Origin of the sequence: Pseudacidovorax sp. RU35E (assembly GCF_900156165.1) — a bacterium.
Classification (GTDB): Bacteria; Pseudomonadota; Gammaproteobacteria; order Burkholderiales; family Burkholderiaceae_C; genus Xenophilus.
Window position 1 is genome coordinate 54646 of record NZ_FTMY01000019.1, and the last position, 16833, is coordinate 71478.

Genomic DNA, 16833 nt, shown 5'->3' on the forward strand with positions numbered 1-16833 from the left:
CGCTCTGGTCAGTCCAAACGAATGTCCGCAGCCTTGCTTACCTTGGTCCACTTCGCGAGCTCGGACTTGAGGAAGGTTGTTGCCGCGGCCGGAGAGTTGCCGACGCCGAAGGCGCCCATGGCGGCGAACCGCTCCTTGGTTTCGGCGTTGGGGAGGATCTTGGCGACCTCTGCGTTGAGCCTGTCGACAATGGGTTGCGGCGTCCCGGCCGGCGCGACCAGCATGAACCAGGTCTCGGCCGTATAACCCGGCAGGCCCGCTTCGGCGAAGGTCGGCACATTCGGCATGTTGGGCAGGCGCTGATCGCTGGCGACAGCCAGCGCCCTCGCCCGACCGCCCTGCAACTGCGCGTCGATGGTCACCCGGCTGAGCAGGCCAAAGTCCGTCTCCCCCGACACCAGCGACAGCGCGGCCGGGCCACCGCCCTTGTAGGGAACATGCAAGGTCTTCACGTTCGCCTGCATGTTGAACAGCTCGCCGGCCAGGTGGTTCGGGCCGCCGGCTCCGGAGGATGGATAGCTCAGCTTCCCGGGATTGGCGCGCGCATTGGCAATCAGGTCAGCCAGCGATTTGATGGGACTGTCGGTCTTGACGAGCGCAAGCAGCGGCGTACGCGCAACCAGCGTGATCGGCGCAAAGTCCTTGCTGGGGTCGTAAGGAAGCTTAGGGTAGAGGCCGGGCGCCATGGCGAGGCTGCCGACCTCGCCCATCATGATCGTGTAGCCGTCGGGCGCAGCCTTGGCGACGACATCGCTGCCGATGGTGCCGTTGGCGCCGCCACGGTTGTCGATGACAACCGGGACGCCCAGGGCTTCCGAGAGCCGCACGCCGATGCTCCGCGCGACGATGTCGGTCGAGCCACCCGCCGCAAAGGCGACCACCATCCGGATGGGCTTACTCGGATAGGCCGACTCGGCCGAAGCAGGAGCGGCGACGAGCCCAGTGAGCGCGAACAGACCGACAGCGAACTTCCGCCGCGCCGACACTGAGGACGGGCAGGATTTTTTGAGCAGTTTCATCGTTGTCTCCAAGGGGTTCGGTGGGTGAAAAATCAGTCCAGAAGGGCTGCGATGTCGGGGCAGCAATCCAGCCGCTCGATCGCCTCGAGCAATGCGTCTGCGCGCGAGACGGAGAGGGGCACGGCCGCGCTAGTCAAGGCGTCACGCGCCTTGGCGATCAAGGCAGGCCTTGACAGGGGTGAAGAGGGTGTTCCAGGCGGGTTGTCGACAGCGACGGCATGCGTCTGCCCTGCATTCGTGCGCACCTCGAGTCGGGCGGGGCCGAATCGGGCCTCGCTGCCGTTGAGTCGCACCTCCACCCGATCGGCCAGTGCGAGTACGCGGGGCTCGAGGATGCGGGATGCGGTGATGTCCTGAATATCGAAGCGTTGGCGCAACAGGCCGGAGGCCACCGAGTAGCGGACGCTGAACTGCGCGCTCACCTGGGGGTTGTCGCCCGGCACGAACGGTGCACCCGTCAGCCTGCCCATGAAAGGAGAGACGGTGATGGCGACGTATTCAATAGCATCGGCGTCCAGGTCACAGCCTCGCGCCAGTTCGAGCGCGGCCTCGATGGGAGACTGGTTGCACATGCAGCTTGGGAATCTCTTGAAGGTCATCTCCGCCGACTCGAAGACCTCGCCCAGCCCATCCAGCAGCACACCGTCGAGGCCGACGTAGAGCGCGCCAACACCGGCAACGCCCTCGAATGGCTGTGCGGGGCCCGTAACCCCTGCCTCGGCGAGCAGCGCCGCTTCGACGCCAGCGCGTGAAGCGAAAGCCGTCTGAAGCCGCTTGGCCAGGCTTCGCTCGAGAAGCGGTTGCTGCGTGCCGGCCGCATGGCTCATCGCGATGCCCAGGGCATGCAAGGTCCTCTGCTCGTCCAGGCCGATCAGGTGCGCAGCCCCAGCAGCTGCGCCGAACACGCCGAACACCGACGAGTAGAACCAGCCTGGGCTGCGGCCCGCGGCGATGCCCAGGCGCACGGCCAGTTCCCCGCCTGCGATCAATGCCGAGAGCACTTTGCTGCCGCTCAACCCCCGGGACTCGGCAAGGGCGAACAGCGTCGGCACGATGACCCCGTCGCTGTGCACGTTCGCACGGTCGTGCAGGCTGTCGACATCGAGCGCCGCGGCCAGCATGCCGTTGACGAAGGCCGCTTGCGTCGCCGGCAGCCGGTCTCCATAGCACCAGACTCGTGCCTCGCCCGCACCGCCCTGCCGGGCCACGACGTTGCGCACGCCGTCGATCGACTCGGCATTGGACCCCGCCCAACCGGCACCCAGCGTGTCGAGAATCTGCAGCTTCGCCATGTCGACGACATGCGCCGGAATGGCTTCGTGGCGCAACGTCGACACCCATCGCGCCAAAGTGCGCGACGTTCCGCCTGCAAGCGTTGGGACCGTCATACGCGAGGCGGCGTTCAGACGACGCCGCGGCTCACGAGCTCGATGAGCTTAGCCTCATCGACACCAGCGAACTCGCGCAGGATCTCGTGGGTGTGCTCGCCGAGCAAGGGCGGTGGCCGGCGGTACTGCGGCGGCGTCACAGACAGCTTGGCGGGATTGCCGAGCAGCGTGACCTGGCCGATCGTCGGGTGTGCCATTTGCATCTTCATGCCGCGGTGCTGAACCTGCGGATCCTCGAAGACCTGCTTGATGTCGTTGACCGGGCCGCAGGGGACGGCGCGCCGCGTCAATGCGGCGACCCAGTGGGCGACTGGCTGCTGTTTAAAGAGTTCTTCGAGCAGAGGAATCAAGGTGTCGCGGTTCTGCTTGCGCAGCCGGTTCGTCGCAAACCGTGGATCGACGCCGAGTTCGGGACGCCCCATGCCTTCCATGAGCTTGCGGAACTGGTCGTCCGTGCCGACCGCCAGCACCAATTGGCCATCCGCCGCATGAAAGGCCTGCGCCGGAACCATGTTGCGGCTCTTCAGCCCGATGCGCTGCGGGACCTCGCCGAGTTGCAGGTGGCGCAGGATCTCCACCGGCAGCAGGGACATGCTGGTGTCCATCAGCGCGATGTCGATGTACTGCCCCTCCCCCGTGCGCTCGCGGTGCATGAGGGCAGCGAGCATCGCGACCGTCGCGTTGAGCCCCGCGGAGAAATCGCTCACCGGCATCCCGGTCTTCTGGGCGCCGCCGCCTGGCGAATCGTCCGGTTCGCCCGTGATGCTCATGATGCCGCTCATGGCCTGAAGCACAGAGTCGTAGCCTGCATGGTCCTTGTACGGTCCGTCCTGGCCGAAGCCGGTGATGGAGCAATAGATCAGGTCTGGCTTGATCTTGCGAAGATCTTCGTAACCCAGGCCATAGCGCGCGAGCGTGCCCACACGGTAGTTCTCGATGACCACGTCGCAGTGCGCCACCATGCTCCGGATGAGCGCCTGGCCGTCGGATGAACCGATGTCGATGGTGACCGAACGCTTCCCGCGATTGGCGGCCAGGAAGAACGGGCATTCCTGGGTTTCTTTTCCATCGGGCCCTTTGACGAACGGCGGGCCGTAGTGCCGCATGTCATCGCCGACCTTGGGGCGCTCGACCTTGATCACGTCGGCGCCGTAGTCGGCCAGCATCTGCGCAGACCACGGGCCTGCAAGCTGGCGACTCAGGTCGAGCACGCGGATATGCGAAAGAGGTGAACTCATCTTGACTCCTGATACGTTGAAGATCAGCGGGCTTTCAGGAAGCGCTTGAAGTTGGGCTTGCGTTTCTCGGCGAACGCGGTCGTGCCCTCCTTCTGTTCCGTCGACCAGAAGTCAGGGGGCACCATGTGCCGACGCAGCGAATCGCCCTGTCCCAGCAGGTACTCGAATTCGTCGACGAAGGCGGCCTTGATGACGCGTAGCACCGTGGGCGACGCGCTGAGTAGTTCGTCGCACCAGCGGTCCACCTCGGCGTCGAGTTGGTCGACCGGCACCACTGCATTCACAAGGCCCATGTCCATCGCCTGCTGCGCCGAGTAGCGCCGGCACAGCATCCACATTTCACGGGCACGCTTGTGGCCGATGATCTTCGCGAGGTAGCTCGGAAGCGGGCCGGCCGGCACGCTTCCGACACGCGGGCCGTTCTGGCCGAAGGTTGAGTTCTCCGATGCGATGGTGAAGTCGCAGTAATAGGCAAGGTGGTTGCCACCGCCGATGGCATAGCCGTTAACCCGTGCGATTACCGGCTTTGGGCAGCGAGAAATAGTCACGTGGAGGTTGTACGGTTCAAGAATCGTTCGCTCCTTGCCGCCCTTGGCCTCCCAGCCCACATCGCCACCGGCACAAAAAGCCTTGTCGCCGGCACCGGTCAGCACCACCACGCCAATCGTCGGGTCACCGCCGGCGTCTTCGATGGCGAGCGTGAGCTCGTTGAGCGTGTCACCAGTGAACGCGTTGTAGGACTTCGGACGGTTGATGGTGATCCGAGCAATGTGATCTTTGTGCTCGACGATGAGGTCTTTGTACTCGCGGGCCATGAGGGACTCCTGTTTAAAGCTGGGGTTGTGATCGATTGAATTTGCAATGCTGTGGCGCTGGCGCTAGTCCTCCATGGACACACCCGAAGTCCGAATGACTTCCTTCCAGCGCGATGTTTCGTGCCGGATGTTGGCGCGGTACTCGTCGGCAGAGCCACCGATGGGCGTGAAGCCGAGTTCGCTGAGGCGCGCGGCCAACTCCGGTGCATTGACCGCGACAGCCATCGCTCTGCCAATGCGCTCGATCGTGCTCTGCGACGTTCCAGATGGTGCGAGAGCGCCCCAATACGTGTTGGCCTCGACGCCAGGCAGACCCGCTTCGGCGAACGTCGGCACATTGGGAAGCGACGACGACCTTTGCGCACCGGAGACTGCGATGCCGCGCAACCGTCCGGCTTCGACGAAGGGCTTGACCGAGCTGATGCCAGTGACAGCCATCGGGATCTGCCCACCGATCAGATCGGTCAGCGCAGGACCAGCGCCCTTGTAGAGAACCTGCTCCAACTTGATGCCGGCGAGCGATGCAAAAAGCTCTGCGCCCAGGTGCGTGGCACCGCCCAGCCCTGCGCTCGCGGTCTGCAGCGACTGCTTCTTGCCCAGGGCGATGAGTTCCCTGAGGTTCTGGACCGGCATAGACGGATGGACGATCAGGACGACCGGCGCTGTTGCCAACAGGGCGACCGGCGCGAAATCCTTGGCCGAGTCATAGGGAATCTTCCTGTAAAGGCTTGGATTGGTGGTGAAGGCGGTATCGACGATCAACAGCGTCTGGCCGTCCGGCACCGCTTTCGCAACCTCGTTCGTGCCCACGCGGGTCGATGCCCCCGGGCGGTTATCGACGATGACGGACCGACCCAGCTCCACGCCCAATCTGGGCGCGATGAGTCGGGCGATGTGATCCGTTCCACCGCCGGGGCCATAGGGCACCACCAGGCGAAGCACAGGCCCGCCGAGGACCTGACCGTGCGCCGCGATGGCCAATACGGCACCCAACACGCACACCATCAACTCTTTCATCTTGTCTCCGCAGTTTCACCCACGTTAGCCCACTATTTGGACTTTTCGGATTTCCTGTTCGCACAGGACTTCAACAAGATTATCAGCGGTTTGATTGACATGCAATGGGATCAACCGCCTATACTTTCTCATCGCCGCCAAACTAGGAACCCATAATATGGACTACTTGAGAGACATGTCAGCGCATTCATTGGAGGGACTGAGAGTCATCGATTTGTCTGGAGCGCTGGGCAACTACGCCGGCAAGCTCTTTGCCGAACTCGGTGCCGACGTGGTGCTGGTCGAGCCTCCGGGCGGCTCCCCCCTTCGTCATGAAGGCCCCTTCCTTGACGACATTCCCGGGCTGGAGCGAAGCCTGGCTTTCGCGTACCACAACACCAGCAAACGAGGCATCACGCTCGACCTGAACGCGGAAGCGGACCGTGCCAAGCTCAAGCGCCTGCTGGCAACGGCCGACTTGGTGATCGAGACTGAGCGCCCGGGCGTCATGAGTGAGAGGGGACTGGGGTACGCGGACCTCGTGAAGATTCGGCCTAGTCTGGTGATGCTCAGCATCACGCCCTTCGGGCAGACGGGCCCTTACGCGCAGTACCAGGCCGAAGACATCGTGGCCCTCGCGTTGGGGGGCATGCTGTACCTTGGTGGCTACCCCGACACGGCCCCGATCAGGGTGCATGGCGACCAGGGCATCCTGTGCGCCAACATGTACGGCGCCGTCGCCGGGATCATCGCGTTGTGGCACGCAGAAGCGAACGGCGAAGGCGAGCACCTCGACGTCTCCATGCAGGAGTCAGTCGTCATGGCACTGGAGAATGCGGTTCAGTTCTATGACCTGGAGAAGACAGTCCGCCGGCGCTGGGCGGGCGAGCAGCGTTTTGCGGGAACCGGCGTCTACGCGTGCGAAGACGGCTATGTCTTCTTGATGGCCGGCGGCATAGGCGCCAACAGGTTTTGGAGTCGAACGCTCGATTGGTTTGCCGAAGAGGGGATGGTCGGTGTCGAGCGGCTGCATGGACCAGAGTGGGCCACGGTCGAATTCCTCAAGTCGGAGGAGGCCAAACGCATCTTCAGCGAGGTCTTTGATCCGTGGGCCCTGCGGCGCAGCAAGGCGCAGCTGTACCACGCAGGCCAGGCGCGAAAGATCCCCATCGCACCTGTGAGCTCCCCCAAAGACATCCTTGAAAACAAGCAACTGCAGAGCAGAGGGCACTTCGTGGAAGTCCCCGACGGCATCGCTGGCCACGCGCTGCGCATGCCTGGCGCACCTTACAAGCTGTCAGAAACGCCCTGGCAAATTCAGCGTCCCGCACCCCGCCTCGGTGAGCACAACGTGGAGATCCTTAGCATTCTCGACCACGAAGAGGCCACCGAAACCAGCCACGCCGAAGCAAGGGAGCTGAGCCTGTGAAAAAACAATCTCTTCCCTTGGCAGGACTGCGCGTTGCAGATTTCTGCTGGCTGGGCGCCGGTTCGTACACCACCAAAATGCTCGCGGACATGGGCGCCGACGTGATCAAGATTGAAAGTGCCGCCCGCATCGACTCCCTGCGAATGGCTGCGCCCTACAAGGATGGCATTCCGGGCGTGAACCGCAGCGGCTACTTCGCCGATCGCAACACCAGCAAGCGCAGCATCACGCTGGACATGAAGCATCCGAAGGCACTGGCATTGGCCCGCCGTCTGATCGAAAAAAGCGACATCATCGCGAACAACTTCACCCCGGGCGTGATGCAGAAGTTCGGTCTCGGGTACGAAGCGGTGCGCGAGATGAAGCCCGACATCATCTACCTCGCCATGTCGATGCAGGGCGCTGAGGGTCCAGAGCGCAACTACCTCGGCTACGGCGCCAGTATGGTCTCGCTCACCGGGCTTCACGAACTGAGCGGCCTGCCAGACCGGGAGCCTGCGGGAACGGGCACGAACTATCCAGACCATGTGCCCAACCCCTGTCATGCCGCCTTTGCGTTGATGGCCGCGTTGCGCCATCGCCGCCGGACCGGCAAAGGCCAGATGATCGACCTCGCCCAGATCGAGCCGACGGTGGCATTGTTGGGACCCACCCTTCTGGACCTGACGATCAACGGGCGCGTGCAGCAGCGCTGCGGCAACGATCACGCGCACTGCGCACCGCACGGTGTGTTTCCGTGTCGCGGTGAAGACGCCTGGATCGCGATCGCGGTGCGGGACGATGCGACCTGGGCACGCCTTCGCACAGTACTGGGCTCGCCGGACTGGGCCATGGAAGAACGGTGGACCACTGCCGAGGCGCGTATTTCAGGCTCGACGCGCCTGAATGAGCTGCTCGCTCTCGCGACCGAAACCTGGCACGCCGCAGAACTGATGTCGGCGCTTCAAACACAGGGCGTGCCAGCGGGGGTCGTCCAGACTGCGGCCGATGTGGTCGACAGGGATCCACAACTGCATCACCGGGGGCATTGGGTGACCCTGGACCACCCCGAGATGGGCGAGGCGCTCTACAACGCCCCACCCTTCCGCTCATCGCGCGTCACCGTCGGTCTCCAGGGGCCTGCACCCATGCTCGGGCAGCACACCCGCGAGGTGCTTCGCGAACTGATGGACGTCGGAGATGCCGAGTACGAGCAACTGCAAACCGAACAGGTGCTTCGGTAAGAAGCATCACGTGCCTTCGGGCGCATCAACAACACCTGACGGAGACTATCAATGCACCATCTGCGCGACAAGACTGCCATCGTTGGCGTCGGCGCCACTGAGCAAGGCAAGCTGCCAGGTTCCACACCGCTCACCCTGGCCGTGGAGGCATTCAAGCGCGCCATCGACGACGCCGGCCTCAAGAAAGAACAGATCGACGGCCTGATGACCATGGCCGGCACCACCTCGCCAGAGGGGCCGCTCAACTATCTGCGCGTTGGCGAGGCGCTAGGCATCGATCCACGTTTCACCGGCACCTTCAACATGGGCGGCGGCACCGCGGGCGCCCTGCTCCAACAGGCGGCACTGGCCGTGAACGCGGGCATGGCGAACTACGTCGCCTGCGTCTTCGGAGACTCGGCGGCCACGGGAGGGTACAAGTTCGACAAAGCAGCCGGCTGGGGAGACTCGTGGGGCATCTGGGGCTTCATGGCAGCCGCAGGCAACAGCGCCATCACGGCCAGCCGGCACATGGCGCTTTACGGAACTACAAGCCGCCAACTCGGCGAGATCGCGGTGACCTGCCGCCATCACGCATCAATGAATCCGAATGCCATCATGCGCACGCCGATGACCATTGAAGACCACCAAGCATCCCGCTGGATCGTCGAGCCGCTGCATCTTCTGGATTGCTGCCTCATCTCCGATGGTGGGGTCTGCGTCATTGTCACGACACCGGAACGGGCGAAAGACCTGAAGCATCCGCTGGTCCTCATCGCGGGCATGGGACAGGCCTACACGACACGCAACATGGACAACGAGGACTGGTGGTATGTCCCGCATCAGAAGCTGGCGGTCAACGACGCGTACGCGATGGCAGGCGTGGGCCCGAAGGACATCGACGTCGCCCAGCTGTACGACAACTTCACCAGCAGCGTGCTGCTGTGGTTCGAACACGGGGGGTTCTGCAAGGTTGGAGAGTCAGGCAGCTTTGTGGAAGGAGGCAGGATCCGTCTGGGCGGCGAACTGCCCATCAACACGGCCGGCGGCAACCTGTCGGAGTCCTACATGGAGGGCTGGCTGCACATCGTCGAAGGTGTGCGGCAGATGCGGGGCGAATGCGGGGTCCGGCAGGTCAAGGGCGCCGAAGTCTGCCTCGTGACCGGCAGGGGCCGAGAGCTCAACTGCGCCAATGCCAACATCCTGCGGAAGGGCTGAGATGACCATGGACTACCTCAAACCGCTCCCTACCCTCACCGAGAGCAATCGACCGTTCTGGGTCGCCGCGCACGACGAAAGGCTCTGCATGCAGCGATGCATGTCCTGCCAGCACGTGCGATTTCCGATCAGCCACGTCTGCCCGCGCTGCCTCTCGTACCAGTTCGAATGGCACGAGCTCTCAGGCCGCGGCGTCATCTACTCCTACATCGTGTATCACCAGGTCTACAACCAGGCCTTCAAGCTGGACGTGCCGTACAACGTCGCGATGATCCAGCTGGAAGAGGGACCGAGGATGTACAGCAACATCATCGGGGTGCCCAACAGCGTTCCGAAAGTCGGTGATGCCGTCGAGGTCGCGTTCGAGCGCGTCACCTCGGAGATCGCTTTGCCGCGCTTCAGGCTTGCCAAGGCGCATGGCCGAACTGCCGATTCGCATCAGACTTCCAGCATGGACGCATCTTGACTCCCCATTAACGGCCGTCCCTAACGCACGACAACCCAAGAGGGAACTCATGGATTTACAACTGAAGGGCCGGCGCGCCCTGATCACCGGCGCCTCCAAGGGCATCGGGCGGGAGATCGCCTTCGTACTTGCCGAAGAGGGATGCCTGCTGCATCTCGCCGCGCGCGGCGCTGCTGACCTGAACTCCGTTTCAGCCGAGATTGCGGCCAGGGGCTACCCTTTGCCCAAAACCCACGCGTGCGATCTGGCAGCGCGCGGCGCGGCGGTCACACTGGCTGCCGCTTGCGGCGAACTCGACATCCTGATCAACAACGCCGGGGCGATTCCCAGAGGCAATCTCGACGAGATCGACGAAGACCGCTGGCGCAGCGCATGGGCACTCAAGGTCTACGGAACGATCGACCTGAGCCGCGCCGTGCTGTCCGGTATGCGCGATCGCAAAAACGGTGCGATCGTCAACGTGATCGGGCTCGCTGGCGACCGGCCTAGCGCGGAATACGTGGTCGGTTCCGCTGGCAACGCCGCGCTCATGGCGTTCACACGCGCTGTAGGCGGGAACTCCATCGACGACGGCGTGCGTATCGTCGGTGTCAATCCCGGGCTGGTGAAGACGGAGAGGCTCGAAGCCGTGCTGCGCCAACAGGCGCAACAGCGCTTCGGTGACCCAGAACGTTGGCGAGAGTGCCAGGACGCCAGCAAGCTGCCGGCTGGCCGCGCAGCGGATCCACGAGAGATTGCGGATGTCGTCGCGTTCCTCGCGTCCAGCCGGGCGAGCTACATGAGCGGAACCATCGTCGCCGTGGATGGCGGTCGCAGCTACCGGCCCTGAGCGTCTTTCAAACAAGAGCCAACGATCAATACCATGCTGACCCTCCAAAATCCCGACCTGCTGCGCGAGCGGTGTTTCATCAACGGCGAATGGATCACCGCGCCATCGATGATCGACGTCACGAATCCGGCGACAGGCGACTTGGTGGGTCGCGTGCCTCGGCTCGGGACGGCCGAAACCCGGCAGGCGATCGAGGCCGCAAGTGCCGCCCTGTCCGCATGGCGCTCCCGCACCGCGAAGGACCGAGGCCAGATCCTGCGCCGTTGGAGCGACCTGATGCTCGCCAACATCGAAGACCTGGCGTTGCTCATGACGGCAGAGCAAGGCAAGCCGCTGGCCGAGGCGCGGGGGGAAATTCGCTACGCCGCGTCGTACCTGGAATGGTACGCAGAGGAGGCCAAGCGTGTATACGGAGAGACTATTCCTGCCCCGGTGGTGGGCCAGCGCATCGTCGTGCTCAAGGAGCCGGTTGGGGTTTGCGCAGCGATCACCCCGTGGAATTTTCCGTCCGCCATGATTACCCGGAAGGCCGGCCCCGCACTGGCCGCGGGCTGCACCATGGTGCTGAAGCCGGCATCGCAAACGCCACTCTCGGCGCTGGCGCTCGCTTCCCTGGCCGAACAGGCAGGCACCCCTGCAGGTGTGTTCTCGGTCGTAACCGGCGCCGCCGCCGAAATCGGCGCGGAGCTCTGCAGCCACGCGTCGGTGCACAAGGTCAGCTTCACCGGCTCGACCGAGATCGGGCGCCAACTGATGGAGCAGGCCGCCGCGACAGTCAAGAAGGTATCCATGGAGCTGGGCGGCAACGCCCCTTTCATCATCTTCGAAGATGCCGACCTGGATGCGGCGGTGCAGGGGACGATCGCATCGAAGTACCGCAACGCAGGCCAGACCTGTGTGTGTACGAACCGCGTGTATGTGCATCGATCCGTCTACGACGACTTCGCACAGAGGCTGGTCGCCGCGGTTCGGCGACTCGAGGTCGGCGATGGACGCGATGCTGGCGTCACCATCGGGCCACTCATCGATGAAAAGGCTGTGCAGAAGGTGGAAGCGCACATCGCAGACGCGATCGCTGGCGGCGCCAGCGTGCTGACCGGCGGAGCGAGACATGCGAAGGGAAAGACCTACTTCGAGCCCACCGTGCTCGTCGACGTCAATGCGCAGATGGCGGTGGCGACGGAGGAGACCTTCGGCCCGCTCGCACCGCTATTCAGGTTCGACGACGAAGACGAGGTGGTGGCGCTGGCCAACGCCACCGAGTTCGGCCTTGCCTCATATTTCTACACGGCCGATTTGGCGCGCGCGTGGCGCGTGGCCGAACGGTTGGAATATGGAATGGTCGGTGTCAACACGGGACTGATCTCCACAGAGGTGGCGCCTTTCGGTGGTGTCAAGCAATCAGGAATCGGTCGCGAAGGTTCGCGTCATGGCATCGACGAGTACTTGGTCACCAAGTACGTCAATTTTGCCGTCGGCACCTGACCCCCCATCCGGCAGGCGGGCCGTTCGTACGGCATGCTGCCATCCTCTTGGGGAAGTGGTCCCATCTCGAACCGACCCAAGAGGTTGCAATCAAGTTCATCACACGGTAATCGGCACGGCAGTCAACAACCGCATCGAGAACCTCATTCGGCCCGTCGCGCTCGGCCGCAAGAATTGGTTGTTCGCCGGTAGTCTGCGCGCCGGGCAGCGTGCGGCTGCCATCATGAGCCTGCTGCACACGGCCAGACTCAACGGGCATGAGCCGTACCGGTATCTGAAAGACGTGCTGGAGCGGTTGCCGACGCAGCCCGCATCCGCGCTGGCCGACCTGCTGCCCTACCACTGGGCACCTCCGTCCGTCGGCTAGATGCTGGTCAGCCGCGTCCGCGCGGCAAGTGCAGCTGCACTCTCGCGCCGTTCGCTGTAGCGGTCCACCAGGTACGGTGCGGCGTCCCGCGTCAGCCAAGTGAACTTCACCAACTCTTCCATGACGTCGACCACCCGCTCGTAGAACGACGACGGCTTCATCCGGCCGGCTTCGTCGAACTCCTGGTAAGCCTTGGCCACCGACGATTGATTGGGGATGGTCAGCATGCGCATCCAGCGGCCCAGCACGCGCATCTGATTGACAGCATTGAACGACTGTGAGCCGCCTGAGACCTGCATGATGGCCAGGGTCTTGCCTTGCGTCGGCCGCGTCGCACCGACGGACAGCGGAATCCAGTCGATCTGGGCTTTCAGGATGGCGGACATCGCGCCATGGCGCTCCGGCGACGACCAGACCATGCCCTCGCTCCACTGGGCCAGCTCGCGCAGCTCACGCACCTTGGGATGGTCGTCCGGCGCGCCGTCAGGCAAGGGGAGGCCCCGCGGGTCGTAGATGCGGGTCTCGGCACCCATGGCCTGCAGCAGCCGCGCCGCCTCTTCGGTCAGCAGCCGGCTACAGGAGCGGTCACGGACCGAGCCGTACAGCAGCAGGATGCGGGGCGCATGCGATGCCCGTGCTGCCGGGAACAGGCGCTGTTGGTCCAGTGCCTGGAATGAGCCCTGGTCCAGGCTGGGAAGCTCACTGGGGCTCGACACGCCTGCCCTCGGCGTCGATGCCCTGCTCGCCATCTTCCTTGGCGAACGCGGCTCGTTGAGGGTTGGGCAGGATGCCCAGCACCAGTTCCGAGGGACGGCACAGCAGCGTGCCCAGGGGCGGGACGACGATGGGTCGGTTGATAAGGATGGGGTGCTGCAGCATGAAGTCGACCAGCTGTTCGTCGGTCCACTTGGGATCGTCCAGGCCCAGCTCATCGTAGGGCGTGCCCTTGCGGCGCATCACCTCGCGCGTGGCCATGCCCGTCGCAGCGATGAGGCCCTTCAGGGTCTCGCGGTCGGGCGGCGTCTTGAGGTACTCGACGACTATTGGCTCCTCGCCGCTGCTGCGGATCATGGCCAGCGTGTTGCGCGAGGTGCCGCACGCGGGATTGTGGAAGATGGTGATGGTGCTCATGCAGTGCTCCTTGGTGCGGTGCGTCAGCCTGCGCTCAAGCGCAGGGCGAGTGCGGCCAGCGTGAACGCCAGCACGGGTAGCGTCAGGACGATGCCCACGCGGAAGTAGTAGCCCCACGCGATGGTCGTGCCCTTGCGCGACAGCACGTGCAGCCACAGCAGCGTTGCCAGGCTGCCGATGGGCGTGATCTTGGGGCCGAGGTCGCAGCCGATGATGTTGGCGTAGACCATGGCTTGCTTGACGACACCCGTGGCCGACGACTGGTCGATGGACAGCGCACCCACCAGCACGGTCGGCAAGTTGTTCATGACGGAGGACAGGCCTGCCGCGAGGAAACCAGTGCCGAAGGCCGCGCCCCACACGCCGCCCTGGGCGAACTGGTCAAGCAGCCCGGCGAGGTAGCCCGTCAGGCCGGCGTTGCGCAGGCCATAGACCACCAGGTCCATGCCGAGCGAGAACATCACGATCTGCCAGGGCGCCCCGAGGAGCACCTTCCGCGTGCTGATGACGGGTCCCCTGGCGGCCACAGCCAGCAGCACCACCGCACCGACCGCCGCGACCGCGCTCACTGGCACGCCCAGTGGCTCCAGCCAGAAGAAGCCAACCAGCAGCAACGCCAGGACCACCCATCCTGCGCGGAACGTTCCTCGGTCCCTAATGGCTTGCGCCGGAGCCTTGAGCTGTCCCAGGTTGTACGCTGCGGGCACGTCTCGCCGGAAGTACAGGTACAGCACGACCAGACTGGCGGCCACGGCCGCTAGGTTGACGGGCACCATCACCGATGCGTAGTCGTCGAAGCCGATGTCGAAGAAGTCGGCCGAGACGATGTTCACCAGGTTGGAGACCACCAGCGGCAGGCTAGCAGTGTCGGCAATGAAGCCAGCAGCCATCACGAACGCCAGGGTGGCTGCTGGCGAGAAGCCCAGCGCGACCAGCATGGCCATCACGATGGGCGTCAGGATGAGGGCCGCCCCGTCGTTGGCGAACAGTGCCGCCACCGCCGCCCCGAGCAACACGATCAGGGCGAACAACCGCGGGCCGCTACCGCCGCCCCAACGCGCGAAATGCAGCGCTGCCCACTCGAAGAAGCCGGCCTCGTCCAGCAGGAGGCTGATGATGATGACGGCCACGAAGGTCGCGGTGGCATTCCAGACGATGCCCCAGACCACAGGAATGTCCGCCAGATGCACGACGCCCAGCGCAAGCGCGACCAGCGCGCCGGCACTGGCACTCCAGCCGATGCCCAGCCCACGCGGCTGCCAAATGACCAGAACAAGGGTGAAGACGAAGATCAGGACTGCCGCAAGCATGGCGGTGACGCTCTCGGGTACGGTGGCGGAGGGAAACAGGGCCGCTCAGGCCCGGTGCTGCAGCGAGCGAGGTACCAGGGTCAGCATTTGCAAGCGGCTTCGGTCGCGGCGCAAGGGGCGCCCTGGCAGCAGTTCTCGGTAAGAAAGCCCAGCAGACCGCTCATGCGGTCGTACTGCGCGCGATAGACCAGGTGGCGGCTCGCGCGCTCTTGCGAGACCAGGCCAGCACGGGTCAGCTCCTTCAGATGGAACGACAGCGAAGTGTTGGGGATGTCCAGCCCCTCGCTCATGACGCCGGGCGTCAGGCCATCCTGGCCGACGACCACCAACGCCCGAAAGATACGCAGTCGCACCGGGTGGGCCAGCGCGGCCAGCGCTTCGACAACTTCAGACTCATCCATGCCGCTACTTTACGACATTTCAACAAAGCTCGAATTGTTGAGAACCGATCCAAGCCGGCGCGCGAGGAAGTCAAGATGCCTTCACCGTACGGATGGTGGAAGACCCCTTTCGGCTGATCAAGCTGCAGTTCGGCCATGCCAAGGTACGCTATCGCGCCTGATCAAGAACACGGCATCGCGTGACGATGCGGTTGGCGATGAGCAAGCTGTGAATGGCGCGGCGACATTTTCTGAGCACGCAGAGGTCACCGCGTCCTCTGGGGCATCAGCCGCCCCATGACAGCGTGCGGACGCAGGCAGCAAGGGCCATGAAGGCCCATTGGGCATGCCAGTCACGGGCTTCGGGCATCAATCAACACGCCGTGACACGCGTCGGCGTCTGCGAGAACGTGGTTTTGCAGACTTTTTCCAAGCTACACCCAGCTTCAGCCTGAAGACCAGGTCAACCTTGCCAGCCTCGAGCAGCAGGGCCATGACATCCGCGCCATGGCGCATCTGCTCAACCGCGGCAAGACTACTGGCTGGTTAGCGACTACGGCACGATCACCGCATAAGCCGCGTCAATGGATCTTCACCACGATCCGGCCGCGCAGCTGCCCTGACATGAGTTCTTGCGCAGTGGCCACCGCCTGCGTAAGGGGAATCTCCGTGGTGATTACGTCGAGCGAACGCGGATCGAGGTCCGTTGCGAGCCGGGCCCACGCCTCTTCCCGCAAATGCATCGGGGCCATGACGCTGTCGATGCCGGCAAGGGTGACACCACGCAGAATGAACGGCGCCACGGACGAAGGAAAATCCATGCCCTGCGCAAGTCCACAAGCGGTCACCACGCCGCCATACCGAGTCTGCGCGCAAGCATTCGCAAGCGTGTGGCTTCCCACCGCGTCGATCACTGCCGCCCAGCGTTCCTTTTGCAAGGGCTTGCCAGGCACCGAGAGTTCTTGGCGATCAAGAAGGTCCGCAGCACCGAGTTCCTGAAGCCACCCGGCATCCTTTGCCTTTCCCGTGGAAGCGACAACCCGGTACCCCAGCCGGGAAAGAAGCGCAACGGCCACCGACCCGACACCCCCGGTCGCACCTGTAACCAGGACCTCGCCTTGGTCCGGCCGGATGCCGTGACGCTCAAGCGCGAGCACCGAAAGCATGGCCGTATACCCAGCCGTGCCGATCGCCATCGCCTGCTTCGTGCTGAACTCGGATGGCAGCGGCACCAGCCACTCGCTGCGCAGCCGCGCGCGTGCCGCCAAGCAGCCCTTGTGCGTCTCACCGACACCGAAGCCGTTCAGCACCACCCGGTCGCCTGCCTTCCACCTGGGAGACGAACTGCTTGCCACGACGCCGGCACCGTCGATGCCCGCGACCATTGGCCAGCTTCGCACCACCGGGGACTTGTTCGTGATGGCCAGACCATCCTTGTAATTGAGCGTGGAGTATTCGACGTCGACCACGACGTCTCCCTCGGGCAGGAATGCATCGTCCACGTCGCGCACACGCGCCGTGAAGTCAGGCGTCTTTTCGAGAACCAGTGCGGGAAACATC

General features: G+C 64.1%; 16 protein-coding genes and 1 pseudogene. 7 read left to right on the top strand and 10 right to left on the bottom strand.

What is annotated here, in order from left to right; all coding sequences use genetic code 11:
• Positions 1-8 precede the first annotated feature (8 nt).
• From BXA03_RS25275 to BXA03_RS25295, 5 genes are all read right to left on the bottom strand, one after another.
• Complete coding sequence (locus tag BXA03_RS25275; RefSeq protein WP_076511937.1) at positions 9-1019, bottom strand: Bug family tripartite tricarboxylate transporter substrate binding protein; 1011 nt, start codon at positions 1017-1019, stop codon at positions 9-11.
• 32 nt (positions 1020-1051) lie between these two features.
• Positions 1052-2407, bottom strand: coding sequence for an MmgE/PrpD family protein (locus BXA03_RS25280; protein WP_083716519.1), 1356 nt, complete (start codon positions 2405-2407; stop codon positions 1052-1054).
• Positions 2408-2421: 14 nt separating this feature from the next.
• Entirely contained in the window at positions 2422-3645 is a 1224-nt protein-coding gene (locus tag BXA03_RS25285) for a CaiB/BaiF CoA transferase family protein (RefSeq protein ID WP_076511939.1), read from the bottom strand.
• Positions 3646-3668: 23 nt separating this feature from the next.
• On the bottom strand, positions 3669-4460 hold the full coding sequence (locus BXA03_RS25290) for an enoyl-CoA hydratase-related protein (protein ID WP_076511940.1): 792 nt from the start codon (positions 4458-4460) through the stop codon (positions 3669-3671).
• 63 nt (positions 4461-4523) lie between these two features.
• On the bottom strand, positions 4524-5477 hold the full coding sequence (locus tag BXA03_RS25295) for a tripartite tricarboxylate transporter substrate binding protein (RefSeq protein WP_076511941.1): 954 nt from the start codon (positions 5475-5477) through the stop codon (positions 4524-4526).
• 157 nt (positions 5478-5634) lie between these two features.
• On the opposite strand from BXA03_RS25295, the gene BXA03_RS25300 reads away from it, so the two are divergent.
• The 7 genes and pseudogenes from BXA03_RS25300 to BXA03_RS25330 form a co-directional block, all read left to right on the top strand.
• Complete coding sequence (locus BXA03_RS25300; protein WP_076511942.1) at positions 5635-6885, top strand: CaiB/BaiF CoA transferase family protein; 1251 nt, start codon at positions 5635-5637, stop codon at positions 6883-6885.
• Positions 6882-8108, top strand: coding sequence for a CaiB/BaiF CoA transferase family protein (locus tag BXA03_RS25305; protein WP_076511943.1), 1227 nt, complete (start codon positions 6882-6884; stop codon positions 8106-8108). The genes BXA03_RS25300 and BXA03_RS25305 overlap by 4 nt, the downstream gene beginning before the upstream one ends.
• A gap of 51 nt (positions 8109-8159) precedes the next feature.
• Complete coding sequence (locus BXA03_RS25310; protein ID WP_076511944.1) at positions 8160-9305, top strand: thiolase C-terminal domain-containing protein; 1146 nt, start codon at positions 8160-8162, stop codon at positions 9303-9305.
• Between the two features lies 1 nt (position 9306).
• The gene (locus BXA03_RS25315) at positions 9307-9771 is read left to right on the top strand and encodes a Zn-ribbon domain-containing OB-fold protein (RefSeq protein ID WP_076511945.1); all 465 of its coding nucleotides are present in this window, start codon (positions 9307-9309) and stop codon (positions 9769-9771) included.
• Between the two features lie 49 nt (positions 9772-9820).
• Positions 9821-10600: a short-chain dehydrogenase/reductase gene (locus tag BXA03_RS25320; protein ID WP_076511946.1), complete on the top strand. Its 780-nt coding sequence runs from the start codon at positions 9821-9823 to the stop codon at positions 10598-10600.
• Positions 10601-10633: 33 nt separating this feature from the next.
• Entirely contained in the window at positions 10634-12085 is a 1452-nt protein-coding gene (locus BXA03_RS25325; RefSeq protein ID WP_076511947.1) for an NAD-dependent succinate-semialdehyde dehydrogenase, read from the top strand.
• Positions 12086-12209: 124 nt separating this feature from the next.
• Positions 12210-12452 (top strand): annotated as a pseudogene (locus BXA03_RS25330) (transposase domain-containing protein); the annotation flags it as partial.
• Here BXA03_RS25330 and arsH read toward each other — a convergent pair.
• The 5 genes from arsH to BXA03_RS25355 all read right to left on the bottom strand — a co-directional run bounded on the left by arsH (position 12449) and on the right by BXA03_RS25355 (position 16832).
• Positions 12449-13201 (bottom strand): arsenical resistance protein ArsH, encoded by a 753-nt coding sequence (gene arsH / locus BXA03_RS25335; RefSeq protein ID WP_076511948.1) that lies wholly within the window; start codon positions 13199-13201, stop codon positions 12449-12451. The pseudogene BXA03_RS25330 and the gene arsH sit on opposite strands and share 4 nt — an antisense overlap.
• Entirely contained in the window at positions 13152-13583 is a 432-nt protein-coding gene (arsC, locus tag BXA03_RS25340) for an arsenate reductase (glutaredoxin) (protein ID WP_076511949.1), read from the bottom strand. The genes arsH and arsC overlap by 50 nt, the downstream gene beginning before the upstream one ends.
• Positions 13584-13606: 23 nt before the next feature.
• The gene (locus BXA03_RS25345; protein WP_076511950.1) at positions 13607-14893 is read right to left on the bottom strand and encodes an arsenic transporter; all 1287 of its coding nucleotides are present in this window, start codon (positions 14891-14893) and stop codon (positions 13607-13609) included.
• An 80-nt stretch (positions 14894-14973) separates the two neighbouring features.
• A complete protein-coding gene (locus BXA03_RS25350; RefSeq protein WP_076511951.1) occupies positions 14974-15294 on the bottom strand; it encodes an ArsR/SmtB family transcription factor in 321 nt (106 codons plus the stop codon).
• Between the two features lie 560 nt (positions 15295-15854).
• A complete protein-coding gene (locus BXA03_RS25355; protein WP_076511952.1) occupies positions 15855-16832 on the bottom strand; it encodes an acrylyl-CoA reductase (NADPH) in 978 nt (325 codons plus the stop codon).
• Position 16833 lies beyond the last annotated feature (1 nt).

Bases quoted from the DNA above. Each gene is read 5' to 3' on its own strand.
- BXA03_RS25275 (WP_076511937.1), bottom strand. From the start codon at position 1,019: ATGAAACTGCTCAAAAAATCCTGCCCGTCCTCAGTGTCGGCGCGGCGG.
- BXA03_RS25280 (WP_083716519.1), bottom strand. From the start codon at position 2,407: ATGACGGTCCCAACGCTTGCAGGCGGAACGTCGCGCACTTTGGCGCGA.
- BXA03_RS25285 (WP_076511939.1), bottom strand. From the start codon at position 3,645: ATGAGTTCACCTCTTTCGCATATCCGCGTGCTCGACCTGAGTCGCCAG.
- BXA03_RS25290 (WP_076511940.1), bottom strand. From the start codon at position 4,460: ATGGCCCGCGAGTACAAAGACCTCATCGTCGAGCACAAAGATCACATT.
- BXA03_RS25295 (WP_076511941.1), bottom strand. From the start codon at position 5,477: ATGAAAGAGTTGATGGTGTGCGTGTTGGGTGCCGTATTGGCCATCGCG.
- BXA03_RS25300 (WP_076511942.1), top strand. From the start codon at position 5,635: ATGGACTACTTGAGAGACATGTCAGCGCATTCATTGGAGGGACTGAGA.
- BXA03_RS25310 (WP_076511944.1), top strand. From the start codon at position 8,160: ATGCACCATCTGCGCGACAAGACTGCCATCGTTGGCGTCGGCGCCACT.
- BXA03_RS25315 (WP_076511945.1), top strand. From the start codon at position 9,307: ATGACCATGGACTACCTCAAACCGCTCCCTACCCTCACCGAGAGCAAT.
- BXA03_RS25320 (WP_076511946.1), top strand. From the start codon at position 9,821: ATGGATTTACAACTGAAGGGCCGGCGCGCCCTGATCACCGGCGCCTCC.
- BXA03_RS25325 (WP_076511947.1), top strand. From the start codon at position 10,634: ATGCTGACCCTCCAAAATCCCGACCTGCTGCGCGAGCGGTGTTTCATC.
- arsH (WP_076511948.1), bottom strand. From the start codon at position 13,201: ATGGCGAGCAGGGCATCGACGCCGAGGGCAGGCGTGTCGAGCCCCAGT.
- arsC (WP_076511949.1), bottom strand. From the start codon at position 13,583: ATGAGCACCATCACCATCTTCCACAATCCCGCGTGCGGCACCTCGCGC.
- BXA03_RS25345 (WP_076511950.1), bottom strand. From the start codon at position 14,893: ATGCTTGCGGCAGTCCTGATCTTCGTCTTCACCCTTGTTCTGGTCATT.
- BXA03_RS25350 (WP_076511951.1), bottom strand. From the start codon at position 15,294: ATGGATGAGTCTGAAGTTGTCGAAGCGCTGGCCGCGCTGGCCCACCCG.
- BXA03_RS25355 (WP_076511952.1), bottom strand. From the start codon at position 16,832: ATGTTTCCCGCACTGGTTCTCGAAAAGACGCCTGACTTCACGGCGCGT.